The following is a 26,700-nucleotide window of genomic DNA, read 5'->3' on the forward strand; positions in this document are numbered from 1 at the left end:
GGCGTTTTTTTATGAAAAGCTTTTAATCTGTAATTGAATAGTTGGGATTAAAATTTAACTCTTATTTTTACTTCAAATTTTTGAACATGAACTTTCCTGCAGAATTAAAGTACACTAAAGATCACGAATGGATTAAGGTGGAAGGCTATGAAGCCTACGTTGGTATTACCGCTTTTGCACAACGCGAGCTAGGCGATATCGTGTATATCGATATTAATACCGTTGGCACAGAAGTAAATGAAGGCGACGTATTTGGAACAGTGGAGGCCGTAAAAACAGTATCTGACTTGTTTATGCCTTTGACTGGTACAGTACTAGCGATAAATGATAAACTGGATGCCAATCCTGAGCTTGTAAACCAAGATCCTTACGGTGATGGCTGGATGGTTAAAGTAAAGTTTAATGGCGCTATTGATGCGCTATTATCTGCCGATGACTATAAGACACTAATAGGAGAATAAGAAATGTTAAGAACATTAAAGTTTCAGTGGCCGGCAATTGCATGGGCATTGTTGGTACTGATTCTTTGTGATATTCCTATGAGCGATGTTCCCGGGAACTCACATTTTTTCGAAGGTTTTGATAAAATGGTGCACTTAGGTTTTTTCTTTGTGCTAACCGTTTTTCTTTTTTACGGAAAAATTAAACAACAAAACAGTTTCGAGTATCGTTTTTTAACCATCGTAAAGATTGTAACTATCAATGTTTTGTTGGGCGGCGGTATTGAATTGTTGCAGTGGAAAGTTTTCACCTATCGCTCTGCCGAGTGGTGGGATTTCTTTGCAGACATGTTAGGACTAGGAATGGGTGTATTTAGTTACTTGTTGTTACACAGAAAAGCCCGTCGGTTAAAAGTTAAAGTATGACACGTTTTAGAATTGGCTTTTTAGCCGTAGTTTTTATTTTCTGTTTAAGTTCTTGCAGTGTTTTTAAACGAGGCTGTCACTGCCCTAAGTTTTCTAAAAACAGGTAAATCACAAAGATTTGTCCAGATTTACAGATGCTTTCGCTAAATTAGGTAACCCTCTCAATTAAATTCAGCGCTTTGTTTTGGTAGAGGGAACTGTATTTGTAAAATGACTGTTTTAGAGTTCTCATTATAAAAAGTCAGTAGATTTTCTTTTTCTAGAAAGTTAAATGAAGCGCTTAACCTCAGGTTTTAAATATCCAGTTCCTTCGCATCAATCAGCTCAACCATCGTTTTCATTTTCTTTTGGATTACGTTAAAATGATGTTGGTCATCTGGTATAACCAAAGCAATAGCTTCTCCAGGGTTTTCTGAACGCCCAGTTCTGCCGATCCGATGGATGTAATCTTTGGGTGATCGTGGTAGCTCATAGTTAATAACGTAGGGCAAAAACTTAATGTCAATCCCTCTGGAAAGAATATCAGTAGAAACCAGCACTCGTAATTTACCATCTTTGAAATTATCTAGTGCCGTTGTTCTGGCAAACTGGCTTTTTTTACTGTGGATGGCTCTCGCTTGAATATTATTGTGATTAAGCTTGGTGGCAACAGCGTCTGCCTGAAAAGCGGAAGATGTAAATATGAGCACCTGTTGCATGTTTTTCGAAACGATGAGATGTCTTAACAATGGACCTTTTTTTTCCGGAGAAACCGCATAGGCTGTTTGGTTAATAAGTTCAACGCTGTTTTCATCGGATGCAATATGAATAATTAACGGATTATTTAAGGCTATCCTTTGTATACTTTCGATATTGGGATTTAGCGTGGCTGAAAAAAGTAGGGTTTGTTTCTTAGTCGGCAACAGCGCTATGATTTCGTCCAACTCCTTTTTAAATCCAAGATTAAGCATCTTGTCTGCTTCATCAATCACAAATGTTTTCACTTCGTCAAGATGCACTGCATTTGATGAGATTAGGTCTAACAATCTACCTGGAGTAGCAATGAGGACGCTAACGTTGCTCATCGTTTTCATCTGCACATTTACAGATGTACCACCGTAAACTGCCATGGTTTTGCAAGTAAAGGGGAGGTTTTTGCTAAAAACATCAACCACATCATTCACCTGTAAAGCCAGCTCTCTGGTTGGAACCAATATCAGCACAGCAATATGCCGGTCTTTCAATTTTGGTTGGTTTTCCAGATTGGCAAGAATGGGCAACACAAAACTCGCCGTTTTTCCCGAACCAGTTTTGGCAATCCCTAATACATCTTTTTTATTCAGTATCGCTGGAATAGCCTGCTCTTGGATAGGGTATGGGTTGTTTAGATTATTTTTATCAAGAGCTTGTACAAGATACTTTGGTAAACCGAGAGCAGAGAATGACATATGTTTTTTATTGAATGGTAAATTTAAGCTTTGTTTTTGGGTTGTTTTGTGCTATTATTTTTTTTGGATGGGTATTTTGGGTTTTACGCTTAATAAACAAAAAGACCCTTCTGCTTAACAGAAAGGTCTTCTTATTGTTTATTAATCTTTTACCTTATTTAACATACTTCACGCCCATATTCTGGAACATAAAAGCCCATTTATCAGCCTGTTCTTCGATTACTTTAGCAGTTGATTTGCCCTGTCCGTGGCCAGCGTTGGTTTCAATACGGATTAAAACCGGCGCATTACCTTTATGGTATTCCTGCAAACGGGCAGCAAACTTAAAAGAATGGGCTGGCACCACACGGTCGTCATGATCTGCGGTAGTAACCATCGTTGCTGGGTAGTTTGTGCCTTCTGTTAAAGCACTGTACGGAGAATAATTATATAAATATTCAAACATCTCTTTTGAATCTTCGGCTGTACCGTAGTCATAAGACCAGCCAGCGCCAGCAGTGAATTTATTATAGCGCAACATGTCTAAAACACCAACTGCTGGGAAAGCAACTTTAAACAGTTCTGGGCGTTGAGTCATCACAGCGCCAACCAGTAAACCACCGTTTGATCCTCCAGAAATTGCCAGATAGTCTTTAGAAGTATATTTTTCTTTAATCAAAAACTCACCCGCAGCAATAAAATCATCAAATACATTCTGCTTCTGCATTTTTGTACCTGCATCATGCCATTTATCGCCATACTCGCCACCACCACGTAAATTAGCTACTGCATAAACGCCACCTTGTTCTAACAATAAAATATTTGAAGTGCTAAAAGCCGGTGTCAAGCTGATGTTAAATCCGCCGTAAGCGTATAAAAGCGTTGGATTATTGCCATCAAGGCTAATTCCTTTTTTATAGGTAATGATCATTGGGATTTTAGTCCCATCTTTTGAAGGATAAAAAACCTGCTTCGATTCGTATTTTGTAGGATCAAAGTTAACACCCGATTTTTTATAAATCTCTGACTGGCCACTTCCAATGTTGTATTTGAACACGGTAGCCGGAAATACGTAGGAAGTAAATGTGAAATACAATTCTTTATCGGTCTTTTTACCAGAAAACCCAGATGCAGTTCCAATTCCAGGCAATGCAATTTCTCTTTCTTTTTTGCCATCCATATCAAACTGTAGCACCAAAGAAGTCGCATCTTTTAAATAACTGGCAAATAGTTTATCGCCAGCAGTAGAAATCTGCATTACATTTTCCGTTTCCGGAATTACATTTTTCCAATTTGCTTTCGCCGGATTTTTAGCGTCCACAGCTACCAAACGGTAATTTGGTGCCTGATCATTGGTGTAAATGTAAAGTTTGCTCCCTTTGCAGGCAATTACGTTTTGCTCGGTATCAAAACCGCCCACTAATTTTACAATTGCGCTATTGGGTTGGGTTAAATCTTTGATATAAAGTTCGTTTCCCGTTGTTGCGTTTGCTGCAGTTATTACCAAGTAATGCTGGTCTTCGGTAACGGTAGCGCCAATGTAACGACGCTTAGTTTGGTTGCCTCCAAAAACTAATTTATCTTTTTCTTGTGGAGTGCCCAATTGGTGATAATACAGTTTATGGTATTGGGTTAAACCCGATAGTTGCGAGCCTTCCGTAGGTTTATCATAACTGCTATAGTAGAAACCATCGTTGCCATGCCACGCTAAGCCAGAGAATTTAACATCTTTCAAGGTATCACCCACAGAGCTAATACTTTGTGATTTAATCACCATTACTTTACGCCAATCTGAACCACCTTCTGAAAGCTGGTATGCCGCTAAACTTCCATCTTTTGAAAATTCAATTTCGGCTAAAAAGGTAGTTCCATCTTTTGAAAATTCATTGGGATTCAAGAACACTTCTGCTTCTGACTCTCCTTTTTGGCGATACAGTACAGATTGATTTTGCAATCCATCATTTTTATAGAAATAGGTGTAAGCGCCTTCTTTGAAGGGTGCAGAGAACTTCTCGTAGTTCCAGAGCTCAGAAAGCCGGTCTTTCATCGCTTGACGATAAGGAATTTGCTCTAAATAGTTTTGCGTTACTTTATTCTCTGCAATTACCCAAGCTTTGGTTTCTGCGGAAGTATCGTTTTCTAACCATCGGTAGGGGTCTTCCACTTTAGTTCCGAAATAATCGTCGCTAACTGTCCCTTTGGTAGATTTTGGGTAAACTAAATTCTTGATAGAGTCAGCCGGAGCTATAATATTATCTGACATTTTTTGTATGTTATTGCAACCCATAAGCGTTGCAAGGATTAAAGGCAGGCATAAAACGTTCTTCATATCCATGAGGTTTTTCTTTTGAGGGTTCGTTTTTTTGATAACGACTTTAAATTTAACAAACCAAGTTCAATTTGTGTGTGTATTTATGTAATAATTATATTTAGTGGCCTGAGTTTCGGCCTCGAAATTGTGATGAGCAGCAACGCAGGGTCCTCGAAAAGAGAGACCCTACTTGGACAGGATGCTATTATTTAAGAGATTTTTCTCTGTTTTCCGTCCATTCCGAACGAGGTACGAGGAGGAATCTACAGGCGATAAAAAACGGAGCTCTTTTTAAAGCATTGCCAGTAAAAAGTCTTTTCTAAAAGTTCAGACAGTGCAAAGGAACTCAGAGACCTCTCCTTTCCTCGAGGTGATCAGGGTCTGTAGCAGACGACCCTGATTTCTTTAATTTATTTTCTGTTTTCATTGCGGGGTACGAGAAACGAAGTTCATCGAAAATAAATCTCACAAGCAAAGTCTTCATATTAAAATGTAACACCTATTTGTAAGCTATTTCAAATCGTTCAACACGAACGTTTAACTTAATAGCATTGGAGAGACCCCGCTTGTACTGGATTACGAATCAACAAAAAAGCCCTACAAAACAAATTGCAGGGCTTAAATATGATTGACTGAGTTTTACTTTTTTGTAGTATCAGTACTGTTCTGTTGAGGCATTGTAGGCAAAGAAGATGGGGCTGCTGTTTTATCTATCTGCTCTTGGATTTTAGAATCGGTTTTAATTGCACCGCCTGTTTTTGGGCTAGTTACATTTACCATGATAGAAATTACCATAATTGCAATTGCTAATCCCCAAGTTCCGTTTTCCAGAAAATCTCCTGTACGTTTTACACCTATAATATTGTTTGATGATGAAAAACCAGAGCTTAAACCACCGCCTTTTGGATTTTGGATAAGGATGATTAAAACCAATAGGATACATAACGAAATACCCAATATTACTAAAAACGTTATCATAATATATTTTCTAATTAACTTTTAATTCCAAATATTTTATTTGGCTGGCAAAGTAAGTGCTTTTTTCTGGATATTTCAAACTTAATTTTTTGTAAACATCTAAGGCTTTGTGGTAAAGCATTTGTTCTACGTAAATTTTAGCTAAAGTTTCCGAAACTACTTGATTAGCATCCTCCGAGCTTTTCTTTGCTTTATTTTCTGTATCAATTTTGTTTGCGGCCGGGGGTTTAATCTGTGGCTCTTCTTTGATGAACTTCTCTACAATGTAAAACTCCTTTTTTCTAAAATCAAAAGGAACCGTTTGGTTTTGTGCGTTGTTGGTACTTATTTCATCAACTCCGCGTAAATGAAAAATATTTTCCGCAATCTGATGGTTTAAGCTTGGTTCTGATTGTCCTGCGATTTTCGTTTGAGGCTGAGTAGCTACTTTTACATAAGGTTGGTTGTTGTTTGCATGTTCTTTTCTGGTTTTATTTAACCACCATAAAAAAGTATAAGGCAAACGTTCATCGTTATACTGCGCAATGTCTTCTTTTGGTTTTTCCTGTGCTATAACTTTTTGTGGCTCTGCGATTGGTTGTGCAGGCGAAGCTGGTTTTTCTGCTTTTGCAAAGGCGAAAAAATCGCTTGCTACGGGGCTGTCGAAGATTAATTCATCTTTTTCAGTAAGTTTTGTTGCACTTGGTTCTGGTATAGACTCTTCTTCCTTGTTGTAATCTGCGATCGCTATTTCTTCACCGTTCTCGTTCTCTTCTGAAACAGTCTCTTCAACGCTTTCAGTTTCTTTAATTGGTTCTTCTGTAGGAGTTTCTTCTTCTGCGACCGCTATTTCTTCAGTGTTCTCTTCCGAAACAACTTCTTCAACGCTTTCAGTTTCTTGAATTGATTCTTCTGTAGGAGTTTCTTCCTGTTCAACGGCTATTTCTTCAGCGTTCTCTTCTGAAACAATCTCTTCAATGCTTTCAGTTTCTATAACTGGTTCTTCTGTAGCAATTTCTTCTTCTGCGGCCGCTATTTCTTCAGTGTTCTCTTCCGAAACAACTTCTTCAACGCTTTCAGTTTCTTGAATTGATTCTTCTGTAGGAGTTTCTTCCTGTTCAACGGCTATTTCTTCAGCGTTCTCTTCTGAAACAATCTCTTCAATGCTTTCAGTTTCTAGAACTGGTTCTTCTGTAGCAATTTCTTCTTCTGCGACCGCTATTTCTTCAGTGTTCTCTTCTGAAACAGTCTCTTCAACGCTTTCAGTTTCTAGAACTGGTTCTTCTGTAGGAGTTTCCTCTTCTGCGACCGCTATTTCTTCACCGTTCTCGTTCTCTTCTGAAACAACTTCTTCAACGCTTTCAGTTTCTTGAATTGATTCTTCTGTAGGAGTTTCTTCTTCTGCGACCGCTATTTCTTCAGTGTTCTCTTCCGAAACAATCTCTTCAACGCTTTCAGTTTCTTGAATTGGTTCTTCTGTGGGAGTTTCTTCCTGTTCAACGGCTATTTCTTCAGCGTTCTCTTCTGAAACAGTTTCTTCAACACTTTCAGTTTCTAGAACTGATTCTTCTGTAGGAGTTTCTTGTTCCGTAGTTACAGGAGAATTGCTTTCATTAACTTTATAATAGTTTAAATCACTACCAAACGCTTGCCCCATATCGTTACGGGGTTCCACAGTTTCTAAAACTTCGTTCTGGTTATTTAAATTTTCATCTAAAACTACAGGATCACTGTTAAAAGTTTCAACATGGTTAACAAACTGAAACAATACTTCGCGGTTTGATGCGAAAGTGGCGGCTTTAATCAAATTATCTCCAGCTTCTACACTTTGTTTTGTAGCCTGGGCAACTAAAAATTTTAAACTTTGGCTGTAAGGATATTCCGAAATCCAGTCATTAATCAGACTTAAATCCTTGCTGGTCACATCTTGAGGGTGTGCATGCAGATTTATAAATTGATTAGCTTCTGATATATTGATATCCACTGGTAATGTTTGCTTAGCGTTATAAGAGTGTGAAGTTAATAAAAGCCTACCAATTGGCAAAAGCTCGGTTATAAATATCCTCGGTTAGCTGCTGATTAATATCTTTTACCAAAGCCGCTTCCTGTCCGCTGAACGGACTGCCTTGCGTAGAGAAATCTTTAAAACGGGTAAATGATTGCTCAAAACTTTTATCAGCTTCTAGCTTATTGGTGTATTTTACGTTTACCGTGATGCTTAACCGTGTTAAACCCGCAGTTACTTGTTCGTTTGCTTGTATGGCAACTGGTTGCAGATTGTAATCTGTTATTCGTCCACTAAAATCTGCATCGCCATCTACACGTACAAAGCTTAAACTAGTTTGTGTTCTAATACGGTCTTTAAGTGATTCGGTAAAAGACTGACTTAAATTTGGGTTTACCAAAGCTGCGGTGTTTTCAAAAACCAAAACCGAAACCGTTTTCATCCCCGCAGAGATTGAACCTCCGGTAAAAGAATAAATACCACAACCAGCAAGAAAAACTAGGGGGAAAGCAATCAGCAGAAAAGCTTTTTTTATCATAGGTTTAGTTCTTTAATTTTTCGGTACAAAGTTCGTTCAGAGATTCCTAATTCTTCTGATGCTGCTTTTCTTTTTCCTTTATGCTTTTTTAAAGCTTTTTTGATCATATCCGCTTCTTTATCAACCAAAGATAAAGACTCTTCTACTTCTTCCGCATCATGTGTAATATGGTAATTATCTGATCGAGAAATACTAACAGGTTGCTGAATAGTTAATGTAGAATCGCCTTGAGGCATATCCAAGTCCTCGTATAAAGCATTAACTACGTGAGGATTATCTGCTGCATAATTAGAAACGCCATCGCCATGATTGATGATATCCACCACTAACTTTTTAAGCTCTACCATGTCCTTTTTCATATCAAAAAGAACCTTGTAAAGGATATCACGTTCAGAAAAGTCGTCTTTACTGCCATTTTGGTTTAAGCGCATCGGCAAGCTAGAAGGGTTATCTGTAGGGATATATGACAGTAAAGTTTGTCCGCTAATGTGCCTTTCCTTTTCTAAAACAGCAATCTGCTCGGCAATATTGCGGAGTTGTCTTACGTTTCCGGGCCAACTGTAGCTCATTAAAACCTGCACCGCATTATCATCAAGCGTTACATTTGGCGAACGGTATTTATCAGAAAAATCAGCAACAAATTTTCTAAAAATCAAGTGAATGTCTTCTTTACGATCTCTTAATGGGGGTATCTTCAGCGGAACGGTATTTAGGCGGTAATACAGATCCTCACGGAATTTACCAGCTTTTACAGCTTCAAACATATCTACGTTTGTGGCCGCAACCACCCGCACATCCGTTTTCTGAACTTTTGACGAACCTACTCTAATGTACTCGCCCGATTCTAAAACGCGTAACAGCCTGGCTTGCGTACCAATTGGTAGTTCGCCTACTTCATCTAAAAAGATGGTTCCGCCGTTTACTACTTCAAAATAGCCTTTTCGGGCTTCATGTGCACCCGTAAAACTTCCTTTTTCGTGACCGAAAAGCTCTGAGTCTATGGTTCCTTCTGGTATTGCGCCACAGTTAACAGCGATAAAAGGACCATGCTTACGGGTGCTCAAATTGTGGATAATATGCGAAAAAACTTCTTTCCCAGATCCACTTTCTCCCGTAATTAAAACGGTAATATCTGTGGGCGCAACCTGTCTGGCAATATCTATAGCCCGATTAATCAAAGGTGAACCTCCAATTATCCCGAAACGTTGTTTAATGTCTTGTACGTCCATTTTAAATTAGATTTTAGAGTTAAGATTCAAGAAGCAAGAGACTTGCGTTGTCTTTAATCTCAATAGAAAATATCAGCTGTTTAGAATTTTCTCCCTAAATGAAAATATCATTTTTTGTAATTCGGTAATTAATTCTAAGCAAGATTGTAATTTTTCTTTATCTCCGTAATTTCTTCTCTCACAAATTAATAATTGGGTTTCAGCTTCATAAGACGATGTTAAGGCGGTAGTCAAAAACTCTGCAAAATGAACTGCTGTTCTTTTTCCAGAACCTTCCGCAATATTTGACGGAATTGAACATGAACATCGATTAATTTGATCAATCAAGTTAAATCTCTCAGAAGATGGCAAACCTGCACAATAATAAAAGGTAAGGTCGGTTAAATCCATAGCTTTCTGCCAAATTTTAAGACTTTTAAAATTGTGTTTAACCATTTCGCTCTTGTTTCTTGCTTCTAAAAATCTTGCCTCTAAACCACCCTTCCTATCAAAGTTGCTGTTGTTGTTTTCTCAATTAATACATTCACATAATCCCCAGGTTTTACGCCTTCCGTTACCGGAAAAATAACCATGTGGTTATGGTCGCTACGGCCACAGTAATCTGTTTTTGATTTTTTAGATAAGCCTTCTACTAAAACCTGCTCAACTTTACCTAGCCTATCTTGCGCTCTAAGGCGACTGTTTTTTTGCTGTAATTCGATGATTTCCTCTAATCTGCGTTGTTTAACGTCTTCCGGCACATCATCTGCAAACTTTTTAGCGGCTGGCGTTCCTGGTCTTTCAGAGTAGGAATACATATAAGCGAATTCAAACTTCACCAATTCCATTAAACTTAAAGTTTCTTGATGTTCTTCTTCAGTTTCGCTACAGAAACCAGTAATGATATCACTGGAAATGGTGCAAGTCGGGATAATCTCGCGAATAGCTTTGATCCTATCTAAATACCATTCTCGGGTATAGGTACGGTTCATTAATTCCAATACTCTTGAACTCCCGGATTGAACTGGCAAATGAATATAATTACAAATATTATGATGCTTTGCGATGGTTTCTAAAACCTCATTGGTAATATCTTTCGGGTGCGAAGTAGAAAAACGCACCCGCATATCTGGACTAACCGCAGCCACCATTTCTAGGAGATTTGCAAAATTCAAAGAAGCCTCACCCCGGCCCTCTCCGAAGGAGAGGGAGGCATTGTGGGCACTCTTTTTATCAGAATTATTTTCTTTTTCTGCTTCTCCTTCTAAAACTACATGGGCGCTCTTGTTTTCACTTTCTCCTAGTTCTCCTGCGCTTCCTTCTCCTTCGGAGAAGGACTGAGGATGAGGCACCCACTTATACGAGTCCACATTTTGCCCCAACAAAGTCACTTCTTTATATCCAGCATCTCTTAGTTCTTCAGCTTCCCGGATGATAGAAAATGGATCTCGACTACGCTCTCTTCCTCTCGTGAAAGGCACTACACAAAAAGAGCACATATTATCGCAACCACGCATAATAGATATGTAAGCCGAAATTCCGTTTGAGTTTAAACGGATCGGACTTAAATCTGCGTAAGTTTCTTCTCTGGAAAGCAAAACGTTGATGGCTTTATGACCATCGTTGACCTGTGCAATTAAATTTGGTAAATCGCGGTAAGCATCTGGTCCAACCACAACATCTACCAGTTTTTCTTCTTCTAAAAACTTAGCTTTTAATCGCTCGGCCATGCAGCCCAGAACGCCAATTACTAGATTTTTGTTTTCACGTTTTATGGCTCTAAACTGCTTCAAGCGATTTCTAACCCTGGTTTCCGCATTCTCGCGGATAGAGCAGGTATTGATAAAAATCACATCAGCTTCCTCATAAGAATCTGTTGTAGAAAAGCCCTGCTCGCTTAAAATAGAAGCAACAATCTCGCTGTCGGAAAAGTTCATGGCACAACCGTAACTTTCTATATAAAGCTTTCGCTGATTGGGTAAGGTGCTTTTATTTTCTAAAATTAAAGCTTCTCCCTGTCTGGACTCATCGTGTTGTTTGGAAGCTAAATCTATCTCTAACATGCTTTTTGATTTGGACTGCAAAATTATGAATTTAAAATGAAATGACACTTTGTCAGCAAAGAATTTACAGATGATGATTCTTAGATGATTTTATTTAACATGAAAACGATCAAAATTTAAACTTTTCGACAAAATGACTAAGCTCTAATGCGATTTGCTATTTTTGCAAAAATGTCCAACACGCAAAAAAGTATTTACACTCTTCCATTTCTTTTAGTCTGCACCAGTTCTTTTCTGTTTTCGGCAAGTTTTAACATGCTGATACCAGATTTACCGGCTTATTTAACTGGCTTAGGCGGTGCAGAATATAAGGGGTTGATTATTGGCTTATTTGCATTAACCGCTGGTTTCTCTCGCCCGTTTAGCGGAAAACTGACTGATAAAATAGGTCGTGTGCCGGTAATGGCGGTTGGTTCTCTGGTCTGTTTTGTTTGCGGTTTTCTATATCCGATATTAACGAGTGTTGCGGGTTTTCTTTTTCTTCGATTGATTCACGGTTTTTCAACCGGTTTTAAACCAACCGCAACGGCTGCTTATGTTGCAGATATTGTTCCTTCGGGAAAATGGGGCGAAGCCATGGGTGTACACGGTTTGTTTTTTAGTACGGGAATGGCCATTGGTCCCGCAATAGGTAGCGCAATTACCCAATGGTATTCTATCAATGTGTTGTTTTACTGCTCCTCTGTTTTTGCTTTGGCTTCAATGCTCATCATATTTAATATGAAGGAGACATTAAAGGATAAGCAAACTTTTAAGCCCGTTTTGTTAAAAATTGAGAAACACGAGTGGATCAACAAACAGGCGCTTCCGGCATTTTGGGTTACTATTTTTAGTTATGTGAGTTACGGTGCTATTATTACGGTTATTCCGGATTGGACAGCGCATATCGGTATCGCCAACAAAGGCGTATTTTTTATGGTTTTTACCATTTCGTCTTTATTAATCAGGTTCATAGCCGGAAAAACATCCGATAGGTATGGAAGAAAACCTATTTTGAAAGTATCTATAACCCTGCTTTGCATTGCTTTGATATGGATTGGTGCTTTCCAAACCATCAATGGCTTTCTGATTGGCGCTGTTTTGTATGGCTTCGCAACGGGAATGCTTTCGCCAGCAATTTCTGCATGGACCATAGATTTAAGCGATGCTGATAAACGAGGACTTTCTGTAGCAACCATGTACATTGCTTTAGAAGCTGGAATTGGTTTGGGAGCTTTCTTTTCGGGGTGGTTTGTGAGTGATAAAATCGGGAAAACACCTTTCGTTTTTTACGGTGTGGCCTTTGTAAACCTTATGGGATTAATCTATCTGTTTTTCCATCAAAATCCAACAAATAAAAAACCCCTTATCCAAAAAGGATAAAGGGTTGATTTGATAATTTATTCTGGTTCTTAAAAATGCAAAGCTAAACCAGCTTGCCACACCTGATTTTTAAATGCAGGAGTTTCATTTGTTCCATCTTCATTGTTTTTTTGGAAGTCTAAAGCATATCTGGCATTTAAACTTAAGTTTTTACTGATATCAAATCCAGCACCTAAAACACCGCCAACAATACTCTTCTTAAATTTATCAGCATCGTCTTCATAAGTAGTTTGTTGTGCATTGGTAAAAGTACCTTCGTACTTTGTATTGGTTTTAGTTAGAAATGAAACTTGCGGACCAATTACAATATTAAATCCAGCTACGGGACTAATTTTCGCTAAAATCGGCACTTCAATCCAGTTGGTAGTTTGGGTAAGTGTACCATCTCCCAAAATCCCAGTTCGTTCAGATTTGTAACCTTTTTGAGAAAACATTAGCTCTGGCTGAAAAGATAAACGATCCACAATTGGAATACTTACATATAAACCTGCGTTAAAGCCGGTGTTATAATCTGTTTTAAAATCCGAGTCGTCGGTCTTTATAATATTACTAAAGTTAACTCCACCTTTAATTCCAAAATTTAAACCTTTTGAGTCTTGTGCGCTAACTTTTCCTGCAACTAGCAAGGCAAAAGCTACTATAAATAATTTTTTCATATTCTTTTTAGTTTTAATTAAGTTGCATTAGGAAATAAGTATGCCAAACTAACTTTTGAAAATATTAAAAATCAGTAACAATGTGGCTTACAGGTATTTAGTTTGACTTTCAAAAAAGTAGGAGTTGCTAGTACAGCTTATATCCCAAATCGTAAAATTGTATATTTTGACCTACGCTCGCTATTTCCGCTAGTCAGATTTTTGCGTGTTTCGCTCAAATTGTGTGTTGTATCATAATCTAATAAAAGTTATACTTGCTCATATTAAACTCGTTTAACCAAAAAAATTACGAAATACTATCCATTTAATGAAAAAGCCAATATTCACATTGTTAGGCGGTTTACTAGTTAGCCTTACGGCAATTGCGCAAAGCCCTGTTCCTTTTGTAAAAACCTTAAACAATCCAAACCGTTGGGTAGATTCGGTATTTAAAAAAATGAGCCGTCAGGAAAAAATAGGACAGCTTTTTATGATAAGGGCACATACTGATTTGGGTCAAAAATACGCCGACTCTGTAGGTCTTGTAATTAAAAAGGAACACTTAGGAGGCGTGGTTTTCTTTAAAGGCGGGCCAGTTAGGCAAGCAAATTTGAGCAATCACTATCAAAGTTTAGCTAAAATACCATTAATGGTTGCCATGGATGGTGAGTGGGGTTTGGGAATGCGTTTAGATAGCACCACCTCGTTCCCTTATCAAATGACTTTGGGCGCTATACAAAACGAAACCTTAATTTATAAAATGGGGCAACAGGTTGCAAAAGATTTCAAGCGTTTAGGCATGCAGATCAATTTTGCACCCGTAATGGATATCAACAACAACCCACGTAACCCTGTTATCGGCTTCCGCTCTTTTGGGGACAACAAATATAACGTAGCAAAAAAATCAATTGCCTATATGAATGGGATGCAGGACGGTGGTTTGCTGACTACTGCAAAGCACTTTCCTGGGCATGGTGATACCGACGTTGATTCGCATTATGATTTACCGCAACTTCCTTTTTCAACGGGGAGGTTAGATTCTTTAGAGATGTACCCTTTTAAACAAGCTATTGCCGAAAATTTAAGCGGTGTAATGGTGGCGCACATGAATATTCCAGCTTTAGACAATACACCTAACTTACCGTCTACCCTTTCAAAACCAATAGTAACGGGTATTTTAAAAGAGAAATTAGGTTTTAAAGGTTTGATTTTTTCTGATGCTATGGGTATGAAAGGCGTGGTGAAATTTTTCCCTAACGGCGAAGCAGACGTTAGAGGGTTGATTGCTGGCAATGATGTGTTGGAATTATCAGAAAACTCTGGCAGGGCAATTAAGTTAATCCGTAAATCTATCAGACAAAAAAGATTAAGCTGGGCTGATATTGATGCGAAAGTGAAAAAAATATTAGCAGGTAAATATTGGATGGGTTTGGCACAACTTAAACCTGTGGAAACCGCAGGTTTAATTGCCGATTTAAATTCGCCAGCCGCACAACAGTTAAACCAAGAACTAACAGATGCTTCAATCACTCTGTTAAAAGGTGAGCAATTGATTCCCTTACGGAACGATTTTGTACGAAAAACGGCAATCATCACGGTAGGTGTTAAACAGCCCAGCGCTTTTGCTAATGCAATAAAAAAGGAAATGCCCAACGCAACAATTTTCATCATTCCAAAAGATGTTTCTGTTAAAGAAATGGAAGCTGTAAAAGCGGAGCTAAAGAAGTTTGATTTAAACCTATTAGCCATTTACGATACCCGTTCCAGGCCAGCTGCCACACTAGATTACAGTGCCGATTTAAACCTTTTTATCGCAACTTTAACCAATAAGAACACCATTACAACTGTATTTGCAAACCCATATACGGTTGCAGGGTTGCCTGGAATTGAAGCAAGTAAGGGTTTAATTATCACTTACCAAAACAGTGAAGGAACAGAAGCATCGGCGGCTAAACTTTTATTAGGTAAAATAAAAGCCAAAGGAAAATTGCCGGTTACCATCAATGGTTTTTTTAAATATGGCGATGGGATTGTGGTAGATTAAGATAAAACGGCCAAAGAAATTACGAGGAGGGAGCTTGTAATCTTGTTTGGTCAAAAAATCAATTTTAAAATAAACTTAAATATGAAATTTTTTTCAAAAAGAATTGGATTAGAAATTGGGCTAGTTTTTTGCACCTTATTTCTTTTAAACATCACATCCGTTAGCGCAACCAAGCTTATTCCCTCATCCGCAAAACAGATAAAAACAGACAGTACGGTAAGGATATTAGCCATTGGAAACAGCTTTTCTCAGGATGCCCTAGAGAATTATTTATACGGTTTGGCAAAAGCTGGTGGCCATAAAATCATTATTGGGAATCTCTATATCGGCGGTGCGGAATTAGCGCTCCATTGGACTAATGCGAGCGAAGATAAAAATGCCTACAGCTACAGAAGAATCGGGCTTAACGGAGAGAAGGTTACGCGTCCGGAAACCTCAATAGCTTTCGCTTTGGCAGCTGAAAACTGGGATTACGTCAGCTTTCAGCAAGCAAGCCCACTTTCTGGACTTTACGATACCTATACCGTTCCATTGCCAGCTTTGATCAATTATGTGAAAGAAAGGGTGAAAAATCCTAAAACAAAATACGTTCTTCACCAAACTTGGGCCTATGCACAAACTACAAAACATAAAGGCTTTGCCAATTACGAAAGTAACCAAAACAAGATGTACAAAGCCATATCAAAAGCTACAGAAAAAGTTAGTAAAGAAAACAAAATGGATCTGTTGGTTCCAAGTGGCACCGCAGTTCAAAACGCCAGAACATCTTTTGTTGGCGACAGTTTAAATGTTGCAGACGGGTATCACCTTGCACTTATGGGGAGGTACGCTGCCTCTTGCACCTGGTACGAGAAACTTTTTAAAGAAAGCGTTATTGGTAACACTTTCTCTCCAAAGGGATTGTCGGCGTATAAAACCGAAATGTTGCAAAATGCAGCTCATTCGGCAGTATTAAAGCCTTTCAAAGTAACGGTACTAAAAAAATTCAAGCAAGCTCCTTAACCAAGAAGGCTTGACTGGTTTGCAGAGCCGATATTCTCATTTTTTAAGCCTTTCACTTTAAAATAGCTATGGTAATATTAGCTGTTTTTTCTTTCATGCAATTTTAAAGAATTGTATTTTTACCATTATACCTTTCTAAATTAAACCTAAGATGAGTAAAACGCGAAGAAAGCAAGATGCCTTAGACTATCATGCTCATGGTCGTCCCGGTAAAATCGAAGTAATCCCTACAAAGCCAACAGCTTCACAAGGCGATTTAACGCTAGCCTACTCGCCAGGCGTGGCCGAGCCTTGCTTAAAAATAGCCGAAAACGTTGATGATGTTTATAAATACACAGCTAAAGGCAATCTGGTAGCCGTAATTAGCAACGGGACTGCGGTTTTGGGCTTAGGGAACATTGGCCCGGAAGCTAGTAAACCGGTAATGGAGGGCAAAGGGTTGCTCTTTAAGATTTTTGCAGATATTGATGTTTTTGATTTAGAGTTAGATGTTACCAGCGTTGACGACTTTGTAAATACGGTAAAGGCCTTAGAGCCCACGTTTGGTGGCGTAAACTTAGAAGATATTAAAGCACCAGAATGCTTTGAAATTGAGCGTAGGCTAAAGGCAGAAATGAAAATCCCCGTGATGCATGATGATCAGCATGGCACTGCCATTATTTCTTCTGCGGCGTTAATCAACGCTTGTGAACTTCAGGATAAAAAAATAGGAAATGTAAAAATTGTTATTAGCGGAGCGGGGGCGGCAGCAATTTCATGTACCCGTTTATATGTTGCTTTAGGTGCCAAAAAAGATAACATTGTGATGTTGGACAGGACAGGAGTGATTAGGGCCGACCGAGAAAATTTAGAAGGAACCAAAGCGGAGTTTGCAACAAAAAGAGATTTGCATACTCTGGAAGATGCTGTTAACCATGCGGATGTGTTTATTGGACTGTCTTCCGCAGATGTTTTAACTGCTGCAGCTTTAAAAACCATGACAAAAAACCCGATTGTTTTCGCAATGGCGAACCCAAATCCAGAAATTGCTTATGACCTTGCGATAAAAACCCGCGAAGATATCATCATGGCAACAGGACGGTCTGATTATCCAAACCAAGTAAATAATGTTTTAGGTTTTCCTTATATTTTTAGAGGCGCTTTGGATGTTAGGGCAACCGCAATAAATGAGGAAATGAAACTGGCTGCAGTAAAAGCCATCGCCGATTTAGCCAAAGAAAATGTACCCGAAGCAATTAATGTAGCTTATAACGCCAAAAACTTAAAGTACGGCAAAGAATACATCATCCCGAAACCAATGGATATCCGTTTAATTACTACGGTATCACCAGCGGTTGCGAAAGCAGCAATGGATTCGGGAGTGGCAAGGCACCCAATTACCAATTGGGAAAAATACAAAGACGAGCTTAAAAAACGTTTAGGTATGGACGATGCTTTGATGCGTGGCATTGCCGCTAAAGCTGTTTCGGCACCAAAAAGAGTTGTTTTTGCTGAAGCTGATAACTATAAAATATTAAAGGCAGCACAAATTGTTAAAGACGATTGTATTGCGATACCACTATTGTTGGGTAACAAAAAAGCAATCAATAAGATTATTGCTGAAAACGAGCTGGATTTAGAAGGTGTTGTTATTTTAGATCCGCTAGAAGAGGAGTTGATGCTAGAAAACTACGCACAAAACCTTTATAAAAAACGCCAGCGCAGAGGAATCAGCTTGTACGAAGCTCGGAAAGCCATGCGAGATCGTAATTATTTTGGAGCATCAATGGTTGAATTTGGCGATGCTGATGCGTTGATATCTGGCTTGACCAAAAACTACGCAAGCACCGTAAAACCAGCTTTGCAAATTATTGGAACGGAAGAAGGTGTAAATAGGGTTGCCGGAATGTACTTAATGCTCACCAAAAAAGGGCCTATCTTTTTTGCCGATACCACCATTAACGTAAACCCAAGCACAGATGAACTGGTAGATATCACCATTTTAGTCAATGAATCCGTAAAGCGTTTCAATATTAAACCACGTATTGCACTTTTATCGTACTCAAATTTTGGATCTAACGAAGGGAAAATACCTTTCAAAATCCGCGAAGCGGTAAGGGTTTTACACGAAAAACATCCTAAAATTAAGGTGGATGGAGAGATGCAGGCGAATTTTGCCTTGAACCATTGTTTACTGAATGATAACTTCCCCTTTTCTAAATTAAAATCTGCACCTGCTAATACCTTAGTTTTTCCTACCTTAGAGGCCGGAAATATTGCCTATAAATTATTGCAGGAATTAGGTGGTGCAGAAGCAGTTGGCCCTATTCTTTTAGGGATGAATAAATCAGTGCATGTGTTGCAACTGGGTAGTTCTGTAAGAGAAATTGTGAACATGGTTACCATTGCTGTAGTTGATGCGCAGGCGAAAGAGAGTAATAAGGTTTAACACAGCCTTTAAACACCAGTAAAAAAGAAATAAAATGTACGAATATATAGATGGTAAACTGGCGTTTAAATGCCCGGCTTACGTAGTGATAGAGACTGGTGGAATTGGTTACCACATACACATTTCATTAAACACCTACAGCGCATTAAAAGACCAAGAACGTTGTAAACTATACACTTGGTTGTCTGTGAAAGAAGATTCGCACACGCTTTATGGTTTTGCTGATGAAGGCGAACGACGTTTGTTTTTACATTTGATTTCTGTAAACGGCATAGGTCCTAATACAGGACGTATGATGCTTTCATCGATTACACCTGCCGAAATTGAACAAGCAATTGTACAAGGCGATGTAAACCAGATTAAGCGAATTAAAGGCATTGGACCAAAATCTGCGCAACGTTTGATTATTGAACTGCAGGATAAACTTAAAAAAGATGGTCCGGGTACTTTAATTTCGATGCCACTAAATAATACTTCTAAAGATGAAGCGTTAAGTGCATTGGTGATGTTGGGTTTTGTTAAAAACACAGCCGAAAAAGCAGTAGATGCCGCAGTAAAATCGTCGCCAGAACCATTAAGTGTCGAAACCATCATCAAACTCGCACTAAAAACCTTATAATAACCAACGTAAAATCGCAATCGCTTGAAAATTAATTTTACTAGGCTGTTCTTCTTGATTAGTGTTATTGGCTTATGCGCAAGTAATTATGCGCTGGCACAAAATGCTGGAACAGATTCTTTAAGGCTTAAATACCCTGTTAAAGACACTTACGTTACTCCATTTTTTGGTAAAAGCGGTATGTTTCTAGAGCACCCGCAAGCGGTAAAAAAAACAGTTTCTTATGACCCAGCAACAAAAAAGTACGTGGTTAAAGAAATGCTTGGGAACAAGTTGATAAAAGCACCACAATATTTAACGTTTAAAGAATACCAAGAACTCGAAGAGAAAAACATCATCAATGCTTATTGGAAAACCTTGGTGAGCACTGGTAAAAACCCAGTAGAAAAGGAAGGTTTTATCCCGGAGGTGAAAGTGCAAAGTAAAGCCTTTGAGCGAATTTTTGGAGGCAATACTATTAACATCCAGCCCAGAGGTTCGGCAGATTTAACGTTTTCTGGTAGAATAAACCGCAACGAGAATCCACTATTTAACGAACGCCAGCGCAAGCAGGCAAATTTCGATTTCGACCAGCGAATTCAGATGAACTTGGTGGGTAATATTGGAAACAAATTAAAAATCAGTACCAACTACAACACCGAAGCACAGTTTGATTTTGAAAACCAGGTTAAGTTAGAATATACTGGAGATAAGGATGAAATCATCAAAAAAATTGAAGCGGGTATTGTAAACTTTCCGTTAAATACCACCTTAATTAGCGGTAGCCAAGCTTTGTTTGGTATAAAAACCCAGTTGCAATTTGGGCGTTTAGGCGTTACTACCATGTTTTCGCAACAGAAATCGCAATCCAAAGAAATTAACATCACCAACGGTGCGCAACAGAATGAGTTTAGCTTAAGCACCGATAATTACGAGGCGAACAAGCATTACTTTTTAGCGCAGTACTTTCGGAACAATTACAACAGGGCTTTAGCCAACTTACCAATTATTTCTTCAAACATCAACGTCACCAATATTGAAGTTTGGGTAACCAACAAAAGTAACAGCACCACCGATTCTAGAGACGTTTTGGCCTTTATGGATTTGGGAGAAAATAACCCATACAATACTACGCTTTTTCAAGGAGGCGCAAGTTATTCTGGTTTGCCTGCCGCCTTTAACGGACCGGGTTTTACGCAACAGTCTAACAATTTATTGCAACAAATCCCAGCATCGGCCCGCCAAACAAATGCAAATGACATTGATAACTATTTCCAAAGTTCTGGCGCTTTAGACAACTATAACAAACTTACATACGCTCGTAAATTAACCGATAGAGAGTACACCATTAACCGCCAACTGGGTTATATATCTTTAAATAACGCCCTCAATTCCGATGAGATTTTATCTGTTGCTTATCGCTACAGCGTTAACGGTGTAGAATATCAGGTCGGCGAGTTTTCTACAGATATACAGGTTACGCCAGAAAATCCACAGGTTTTATATACCAAATTATTAAAGAACGAAACCACTAAAACCAATTTGCCTATTTGGGATTTGATGATGAAAAACATCTACTCCATTGGTGCGTATCAGATTAGTCCTTCAGATTTTAAATTGAACATTTTTAGGTTGGATGATAAAGCGGGTATCGAAAAACCTTTAATTACCGAAGGCCAAAATTTGAATGGAAAGTTATGGCTACAAGTCGCCAATTTAGACCGTTTAAACCAGCAAGGTGCAAAACAACCTGATGGTTACTTTGACTTTTTAGAGGGATTAACGATTGACTCCCAAAACGGGCGGGTAATTTTTCCAACGATAGAGCCTTTTGGGAAGGATTTGGCATCGCAGTTTGTGCCCGGCGCCGAGCAGGCTTTAATTGATAAATACGTTTACCAACCGTTATACGATTCTACAAAAACAGTAGCACAACAACTTTTTCCGGGACTAAATAGGTATCTTATTAAAGGAACTTACCAGTCGCAAGTGAGCTCCGAGTTTCAGTTAAATGCCATTAATGTACCCGAAGGTTCCGTTGTGGTTACCGCTGGTACGCTTAAATTAACAGAGGGAGCAGATTATACAGTAGATTACAATATTGGCCGGGTTAAAATTTTGAATGATGCCTTGCTAAATTCTGGGCAACCCATTAAAATTAAGTTAGAAAGCAACGAGCTTTTTGGTATTCAACAAAAATCTTTGTTCGGGACAAGGTTAGATTATCGGGTAAACGACGATTTCAATTTAGGAGCTACCTTTTTAAGTTTAAAAGAAACACCGCTCACCCAAAAAATTAATTTTGGCGAGGAATCAATCTCCAATAATATTTACGGTTTTGATTTAAATTACAGCACCAATTCTAGGTTTTTAACCCGGATGATTGATAAGCTTCCATTTTTATCAACCAAAGAAACCTCATCCATCACGTTCAACGGAGAATTTGCCAAGTTCAATCCGGGCCATCCAAAAGCGTTAGACTTTGCTGGCAACAGTGGCGGAACAAGTTACCTGGATGATTTTGAGGGTGCAAGATCTGTGATAGATTTAAAAAGCTCCTCGGTATGGCAAATTTCTGGTACACCGCAGTTATTTCCCGAATCACAATATTCAAACGATTTATCTTACGGCTTTAACAGGGCAAAACTTGCTTTCTTTAACATCGATCCGATTTTTTACAGCAAGAGTAGCAGGTTTACACCATCTAACATCAAAAACAACAAAACAGAACTCTCCAACCATTACGTAAGGGAAGTTTTAGAAACGGAGGTTTTCCCCTTTAAGCAAACCGCAACTGGTACTTTATTGAGTTTATCAACCCTAAACTTGGCGTATTACCCCATGTTGCGTGGTCCATATAATTTTACCACTACCGGTTTAAATAACGATGGTACACTGCAAAACCCAAGAAGTCGCTGGGGCGGGATGTTCCGGAAAATTGAAACCAACGATTTCGAGGCTTTAAACATTGAGTTTATTGAGCTTTGGGTATTGGATCCGTTTATCGGTAAAGAGAATTCGCAAGGCGGAGATTTATATTTCAACATTGGTAATATCTCCGAAGACATTTTAAAAGATGGGCGTAAAAGTTTGGAGAACGGTTTACCGGCAGATGGCGACATTAGTAAAACAGATGAAACCGTTTGGGGACGTGTTGGTAAACTGCAGCCTGTTATCCAGGCATTTGATAACGACCCAAATGCCCGTAAAATGCAGGATGTGGGTTTGGATGGTTTAAATAACGAGGATGAACAGACAAAGTACCAAACTATTGTAAACCAAGTAACCTCCGCTTTGGATCCAATGGCCGCAAATCAGTTCCGTAATGACCCATCATCTGATGATTATATTTACTACCGTGGCAATCAGCTCGACCAACAAAATGCAGGTATTTTAAAACGTTACGAAAACTTTAACGGTACAGAAGGAAACTCGAAAACTACACAACAGTCTTTAGATGCCACAGGGATTGAAAACTCAGCATCTACTTCTTACCCTGATGGTGAAGATATCAACAGAGATAATAACTCGTCAAAATCTGATGAATATTTCCAATATAAAGTTAAAATTACCCCTACAGATTTAGCAGTTGGGTCTGGTTTTGTAACCGATAAGGTAACTTCTTCTGTTAATTTAGCCAATGGCGAAAAGAAAATGGTAAGCTGGTACCAGATAAAAATCCCTATTGCGCAGTTCAACAGTAAAGTAGGAAACATTCAAGATTTTAAATCCATTCGCTTTATGCGGATGTTTATGACAAATTTTGCCGATACCACAGTTTTAAGATTTGCCCGACTACAATTGGTGCGTGGCGAGTGGAGAAGGTTTAACGCAGAAAACACACCCGCAAAAGTCTTGGCAGATCCAGCTTTAAATAATCCAGGTTTAGATGGTTCAACCTTAGATGTAACAACTGTAAACCTTGATGAAAATGGATCTCGTACACCTATTCCTTATGTTATCCCGCCGGGCATTCCTACAGAAAAAGATATTTCGAATTTTAGAGGAGATACCCGTCAAAACGAGCAGTCTTTATCGGTAGTTGTTAAAAACTTACAAGACGGTTATGCTAGGGCTGCCTTTAAAACAACGTTAAATGATGTACGTTCTTACAAGCGTTTGCAAATGTACATCCACGCAGAGGCAGGTGATCCGGCTAAATCCCTTAAAGACGGCGATGTTAATGCATTTATTAGAATTGGTACAGATTATCAGGATAACTATTACGAATATCAAATTCCAACAAAAGTTACCAACCAAGGTTCACGCGATCCCGAATTAATTTGGCCTATAGAAAACAGAATCAACGTAGAGTTCCGATTGTTCCAGTTGGCTAAAACTGCGAGAAACAATGATGTATCTACGGGTCAGCCTTGGCCGGTAAACGTTCCTTATACTTATTCCGACGGTGTAAACACCATTACGGTTAAAGGTCAGCCAGATTTAAGTAAACTTAGGGTAATGATGTTGGGTGTTAGAAACCCGTTAAAGACCAACGCTTCTGTAGGCGATGATGGTTTGGATAAAACTGCCGAAATTTGGTTTAACGAACTGCGCCTGACGGATTTTGACGAACGCGGAGGTTGGGCCGCAACCGCCAGAATAAATGCTAAATTGGCCGATTTTGGTGATGTAACACTTTCGGCAAACAAAAGCACCATCGGTTTCGGCTCACTAGAACAACGGGTGAGCGAGATCAATCGTTCTGATGACCGTTTCTTTGATGTTTCCTCTAGTTTGGAGTTGGGCAAATTTTTCCCGCAAAGGTCTGGGCTAAAAATACCAATGTTCATCAATTACTCCAGTCAGCTAAGTACACCACAATACGATCCCCGCAACCCGGATATCGAACTTAAAAATGTATTAAACAGCGTATCTAACCAAACCAGAGATTCGATATTAAATTATGCACAAGATTATACGCAACGCCGTAGCATCAACTTTACCAATGTGCGTAAAATCAAAACCGACCCGAACGCTAAAAACCATCTTTGGGATGTAGAAAACTGGAGTTTAACCTACGCTTATACCGAATATGGTCATCGTGATTTTATCAATCAGAATACCGAACAAAAAACTTATCGTGGTGCTTTAGCCTATGATTTTAACAATCCGGCTAAGTTTTATTCGCCATTTAGTAAAGCTGTAAAATCTAAATATCTAAATCTGTTAAAAGATTTCAACTTTAGTTTATTGCCTTCTATGCTTAATTTTAGGATAGAACTGAACAGGTTATATTCTGAGAATACTTTGCGAGATAACGATCCAAATAATTTTATTCCAATTAGAACAACGTTTAACAAAAACTTCCAGATCAACAGACTTTACGGGATAAGCTGGGATTTAACAAAATCGTTAAAACTAGATTTCAACGCTACCAACTTATCTGTTGTGGATGAGCCGGAAGGACGTATTACCGGTTTAAAACGTGATACCATGTGGAATAATTTAAAGCGCCTGGGACGTACCACAAACTACAACCATACCGTTAGCCTTTCTTACACGGTACCATTGAATAAAATACCTGGTCTTGATTTTATAAGTGTACTTACCCGTTACCAAACGCAGTTTACTTGGGTAACTGAACCATTATTAACGCTTAACGATCCTACTATTGATTTTGGTAATAACATCCAAAACTCAAGAACTATCCAAATTAACCCAACGCTGAACATGAATTTGCTTTACAACAAGTTCGGTGCATTTAGGCGTATAAATAACAGTGCAGATAGCACCGCCGGCGTAGGTAAAATTTTGATCAACGCATTAGCCAGTATTAAAAACTTAAGCGGTTCGTACATCCGTAACGATGGTACCTTTTTACCGGGTTATTTACCGCAAACCGATGCTTTTGGGTATGATTTTAACGCCAACGCACCGGGTGTAGGCTTCCTTTTAGGTGCTCAAGGCGATATTAGAGCTAAGGCTTTAGCCAATGGCTGGTTAACGCAGGATACCTTACAAAATCAGCTCTATATCAATAACCTCAACGAAAAATTAAACTTACGTGGAACTATTGAGCCTTTTAAAGATTTTAGAATAGAACTAACCGCATTTAAAAATAGTAGTAAAAACTTTACCACTAATTTTAGGTACAACAATTCTGCACAAGGTTTTGAAAGCTTAAATCCAATAACCACTGGTGATTATAGCATTAGCATGATTGCTTTGGGTAGTGCATTTAAAGACAAGAATTCGGCTAAAACATCGGCTGTTTTCCAACAGTTTTTAGCTAACCGTACCGTTATTTCGCAAAGATTAGGCGGGGAAAACCCAAACAGTGTAGGCACAAACACAGACGGTTTCGCCGATGGTTATGGTAGAACTTCCCAAGAGGTGGTAATTCCTGCTTTTTTGGCGGCTTACAGAAATAAAGATGCTGGAGCAGCGAGTTTAACTAAGCTGCCAAAAATTCCAATCCCAAACTGGCGCTTAACTTACAACGGTTTGGTAAAAGTAGAGGCCATCAATAAGATTTTCTCGGCTTTTGACTTATCGCATGGGTATAGCTCAACGTATAACGTAAACGGTTATACTTCCTTGATCAGGTACGGAGAAGCAAACGGAGCGGTGAACGTGAGAGACAACCAAGGAGATTTCTTACCGTTCTACCAATTTTCTCAGGTTACTTTATTTGAGCAATTTGTGCCACTTTTAGGTATCGATATGCGACTGAAGAACAACATGACCGCCAATGTAGAATACCGTAAATCACGTTCTATGAGTTTGAGTTTGGCGAACAGTCAATTGGCATCACAAAAAGACCAAGCTTTTGTAATTGGTTTTGGTTACCGAACTTCTGATTTTAGGTTCCCGTTTGGTTTGTTCAAAAGCGTAAACCTTAAAAATGATTTAAACTTTAAATTGGATGTTGCCATCCGTGATAACAAAACAGTAATTTATAGAGCTGATGTGGATGATCCTGAGATTTCTGGAGGATCTAAAAACATCACCTTTAGGCCAAGTATTGATTATGTGTTGAACCAACGCTTTAACTTAAGGTTGTTTTACGATTCTAACGTCACTAAGCCTTATACCTCACAAACATTTGTTACGGCGTTTACCAACTTTGGAATTAATTTAAGGTTTACGATACAGTAATAAAGGTTTAAGCATCTAACAACTGCTTACAGTTCAGATAGAAATCATTTTAAGTTTCAAAAAATATCCAATAAAAAAAGCCACTCCCAAACTGGAGAGTGGCTTTTTCATACGAGCAAAAAATCTTTATTCTTTGCACCAAGCTCATCGGGATTTGCAATCCCGATGTTATAAAT

17 protein-coding genes are annotated in these 26,700 nt (G+C 38.7%); 8 read left to right on the forward strand and 9 right to left on the reverse strand.

Going from position 1 to position 26,700, the window contains the following annotated elements; all coding sequences use genetic code 11:
• Positions 1-86: 86 nt before the first annotated feature.
• Positions 87-461 (forward strand): glycine cleavage system protein GcvH, encoded by a 375-nt coding sequence (gene gcvH, locus B176_RS0106270; protein ID WP_017257934.1) that lies wholly within the window; start codon positions 87-89, stop codon positions 459-461.
• Between the two features lie 3 nt (positions 462-464).
• Entirely contained in the window at positions 465-866 is a 402-nt protein-coding gene (locus B176_RS0106275) for a VanZ family protein (RefSeq protein ID WP_026063188.1), read from the forward strand.
• Positions 867-1,159: 293 nt separating this feature from the next.
• Here the strand turns inward: B176_RS0106275 and B176_RS0106280 are convergent, their stop codons facing one another.
• The 8 genes from B176_RS0106280 to B176_RS0106325 form a co-directional block, all read right to left on the reverse strand.
• Positions 1,160-2,293, reverse strand: coding sequence for a DEAD/DEAH box helicase (locus B176_RS0106280; RefSeq protein ID WP_017257936.1), 1,134 nt, complete (start codon positions 2,291-2,293; stop codon positions 1,160-1,162).
• Between the two features lie 154 nt (positions 2,294-2,447).
• A complete protein-coding gene (locus B176_RS0106290; protein ID WP_017257938.1) occupies positions 2,448-4,535 on the reverse strand; it encodes a prolyl oligopeptidase family serine peptidase in 2,088 nt (695 codons plus the stop codon).
• A 687-nt stretch (positions 4,536-5,222) separates the two neighbouring features.
• On the reverse strand, positions 5,223-5,561 hold the full coding sequence (gene secG, locus B176_RS0106300; protein ID WP_017257940.1) for a preprotein translocase subunit SecG: 339 nt from the start codon (positions 5,559-5,561) through the stop codon (positions 5,223-5,225).
• 10 nt (positions 5,562-5,571) lie between these two features.
• Positions 5,572-7,524 carry a hypothetical protein gene (locus B176_RS20180; RefSeq protein ID WP_154647898.1) on the reverse strand — a complete coding sequence of 651 codons (1,953 nt, stop codon included), beginning with the start codon at positions 7,522-7,524 and terminating at the stop codon, positions 5,572-5,574.
• Between the two features lie 46 nt (positions 7,525-7,570).
• On the reverse strand, positions 7,571-8,083 hold the full coding sequence (locus B176_RS0106310) for an LptE family protein (protein WP_017257942.1): 513 nt from the start codon (positions 8,081-8,083) through the stop codon (positions 7,571-7,573).
• Positions 8,080-9,312: a sigma-54 interaction domain-containing protein gene (locus B176_RS0106315; RefSeq protein ID WP_017257943.1), complete on the reverse strand. Its 1,233-nt coding sequence runs from the start codon at positions 9,310-9,312 to the stop codon at positions 8,080-8,082. The genes B176_RS0106310 and B176_RS0106315 overlap by 4 nt, the downstream gene beginning before the upstream one ends.
• A gap of 72 nt (positions 9,313-9,384) precedes the next feature.
• The gene (locus B176_RS0106320) at positions 9,385-9,747 is read right to left on the reverse strand and encodes a four helix bundle protein (protein ID WP_017257944.1); all 363 of its coding nucleotides are present in this window, start codon (positions 9,745-9,747) and stop codon (positions 9,385-9,387) included.
• A gap of 35 nt (positions 9,748-9,782) precedes the next feature.
• Positions 9,783-11,354 (reverse strand): MiaB/RimO family radical SAM methylthiotransferase, encoded by a 1,572-nt coding sequence (locus B176_RS0106325; RefSeq protein WP_017257945.1) that lies wholly within the window; start codon positions 11,352-11,354, stop codon positions 9,783-9,785.
• Positions 11,355-11,525: 171 nt separating this feature from the next.
• Between B176_RS0106325 and B176_RS0106330 the strand changes: the two genes are divergently transcribed.
• Positions 11,526-12,716, forward strand: a complete 1,191-nt coding sequence (locus B176_RS0106330) for an MFS transporter (RefSeq protein WP_040540108.1) — start codon at positions 11,526-11,528, stop codon at positions 12,714-12,716.
• A 29-nt stretch (positions 12,717-12,745) separates the two neighbouring features.
• On the opposite strand, the gene B176_RS0106335 is transcribed toward B176_RS0106330, so the two are convergent.
• The gene (locus B176_RS0106335) at positions 12,746-13,372 is read right to left on the reverse strand and encodes a porin family protein (protein WP_017257947.1); all 627 of its coding nucleotides are present in this window, start codon (positions 13,370-13,372) and stop codon (positions 12,746-12,748) included.
• Between the two features lie 307 nt (positions 13,373-13,679).
• On the opposite strand from B176_RS0106335, the gene B176_RS0106340 reads away from it, so the two are divergent.
• From B176_RS0106340 to sov, 5 genes are all read left to right on the forward strand, one after another.
• The gene (locus B176_RS0106340) at positions 13,680-15,395 is read left to right on the forward strand and encodes a glycoside hydrolase family 3 protein (RefSeq protein WP_017257948.1); all 1,716 of its coding nucleotides are present in this window, start codon (positions 13,680-13,682) and stop codon (positions 15,393-15,395) included.
• 81 nt (positions 15,396-15,476) lie between these two features.
• Positions 15,477-16,397 (forward strand): DUF4886 domain-containing protein, encoded by a 921-nt coding sequence (locus tag B176_RS0106345; protein WP_017257949.1) that lies wholly within the window; start codon positions 15,477-15,479, stop codon positions 16,395-16,397.
• A 151-nt stretch (positions 16,398-16,548) separates the two neighbouring features.
• Positions 16,549-18,825 carry an NADP-dependent malic enzyme gene (locus B176_RS0106350; RefSeq protein WP_017257950.1) on the forward strand — a complete coding sequence of 759 codons (2,277 nt, stop codon included), beginning with the start codon at positions 16,549-16,551 and terminating at the stop codon, positions 18,823-18,825.
• Between the two features lie 34 nt (positions 18,826-18,859).
• Positions 18,860-19,444, forward strand: a complete 585-nt coding sequence (gene ruvA, locus B176_RS0106355; protein WP_017257951.1) for a Holliday junction branch migration protein RuvA — start codon at positions 18,860-18,862, stop codon at positions 19,442-19,444.
• A gap of 24 nt (positions 19,445-19,468) precedes the next feature.
• Positions 19,469-26,524, forward strand: coding sequence for a T9SS outer membrane translocon Sov/SprA (gene sov / locus B176_RS0106360; RefSeq protein WP_026063191.1), 7,056 nt, complete (start codon positions 19,469-19,471; stop codon positions 26,522-26,524).
• Positions 26,525-26,700: the final 176 nt, after the last annotated feature.

The organism is Pedobacter arcticus A12 (assembly GCF_000302595.1).
In the GTDB taxonomy this organism is placed as follows: Bacteria; Bacteroidota; Bacteroidia; order Sphingobacteriales; family Sphingobacteriaceae; genus Pseudopedobacter; species Pseudopedobacter arcticus.

Coding starts and splice junctions, on each gene's coding strand:
- B176_RS0106335 (WP_017257947.1), bottom strand. CDS start 13,372: ATGAAAAAATTATTTATAGTAGCTTTTGCCTTGCTAGTTGCAGGAAAA.
- B176_RS0106325 (WP_017257945.1), bottom strand. CDS start 11,354: ATGTTAGAGATAGATTTAGCTTCCAAACAACACGATGAGTCCAGACAG.
- ruvA (WP_017257951.1), top strand. CDS start 18,860: ATGTACGAATATATAGATGGTAAACTGGCGTTTAAATGCCCGGCTTAC.
- gcvH (WP_017257934.1), top strand. CDS start 87: ATGAACTTTCCTGCAGAATTAAAGTACACTAAAGATCACGAATGGATT.
- B176_RS0106320 (WP_017257944.1), bottom strand. CDS start 9,747: ATGGTTAAACACAATTTTAAAAGTCTTAAAATTTGGCAGAAAGCTATG.
- B176_RS0106340 (WP_017257948.1), top strand. CDS start 13,680: ATGAAAAAGCCAATATTCACATTGTTAGGCGGTTTACTAGTTAGCCTT.
- B176_RS0106280 (WP_017257936.1), bottom strand. CDS start 2,293: ATGTCATTCTCTGCTCTCGGTTTACCAAAGTATCTTGTACAAGCTCTT.
- B176_RS0106275 (WP_026063188.1), top strand. CDS start 465: ATGTTAAGAACATTAAAGTTTCAGTGGCCGGCAATTGCATGGGCATTG.
- B176_RS0106290 (WP_017257938.1), bottom strand. CDS start 4,535: ATGTCAGATAATATTATAGCTCCGGCTGACTCTATCAAGAATTTAGTT.
- B176_RS0106345 (WP_017257949.1), top strand. CDS start 15,477: ATGAAATTTTTTTCAAAAAGAATTGGATTAGAAATTGGGCTAGTTTTT.
- B176_RS0106315 (WP_017257943.1), bottom strand. CDS start 9,312: ATGGACGTACAAGACATTAAACAACGTTTCGGGATAATTGGAGGTTCA.
- B176_RS0106310 (WP_017257942.1), bottom strand. CDS start 8,083: ATGATAAAAAAAGCTTTTCTGCTGATTGCTTTCCCCCTAGTTTTTCTT.
- secG (WP_017257940.1), bottom strand. CDS start 5,561: ATGATAACGTTTTTAGTAATATTGGGTATTTCGTTATGTATCCTATTG.
- B176_RS0106350 (WP_017257950.1), top strand. CDS start 16,549: ATGAGTAAAACGCGAAGAAAGCAAGATGCCTTAGACTATCATGCTCAT.
- B176_RS0106330 (WP_040540108.1), top strand. CDS start 11,526: ATGTCCAACACGCAAAAAAGTATTTACACTCTTCCATTTCTTTTAGTC.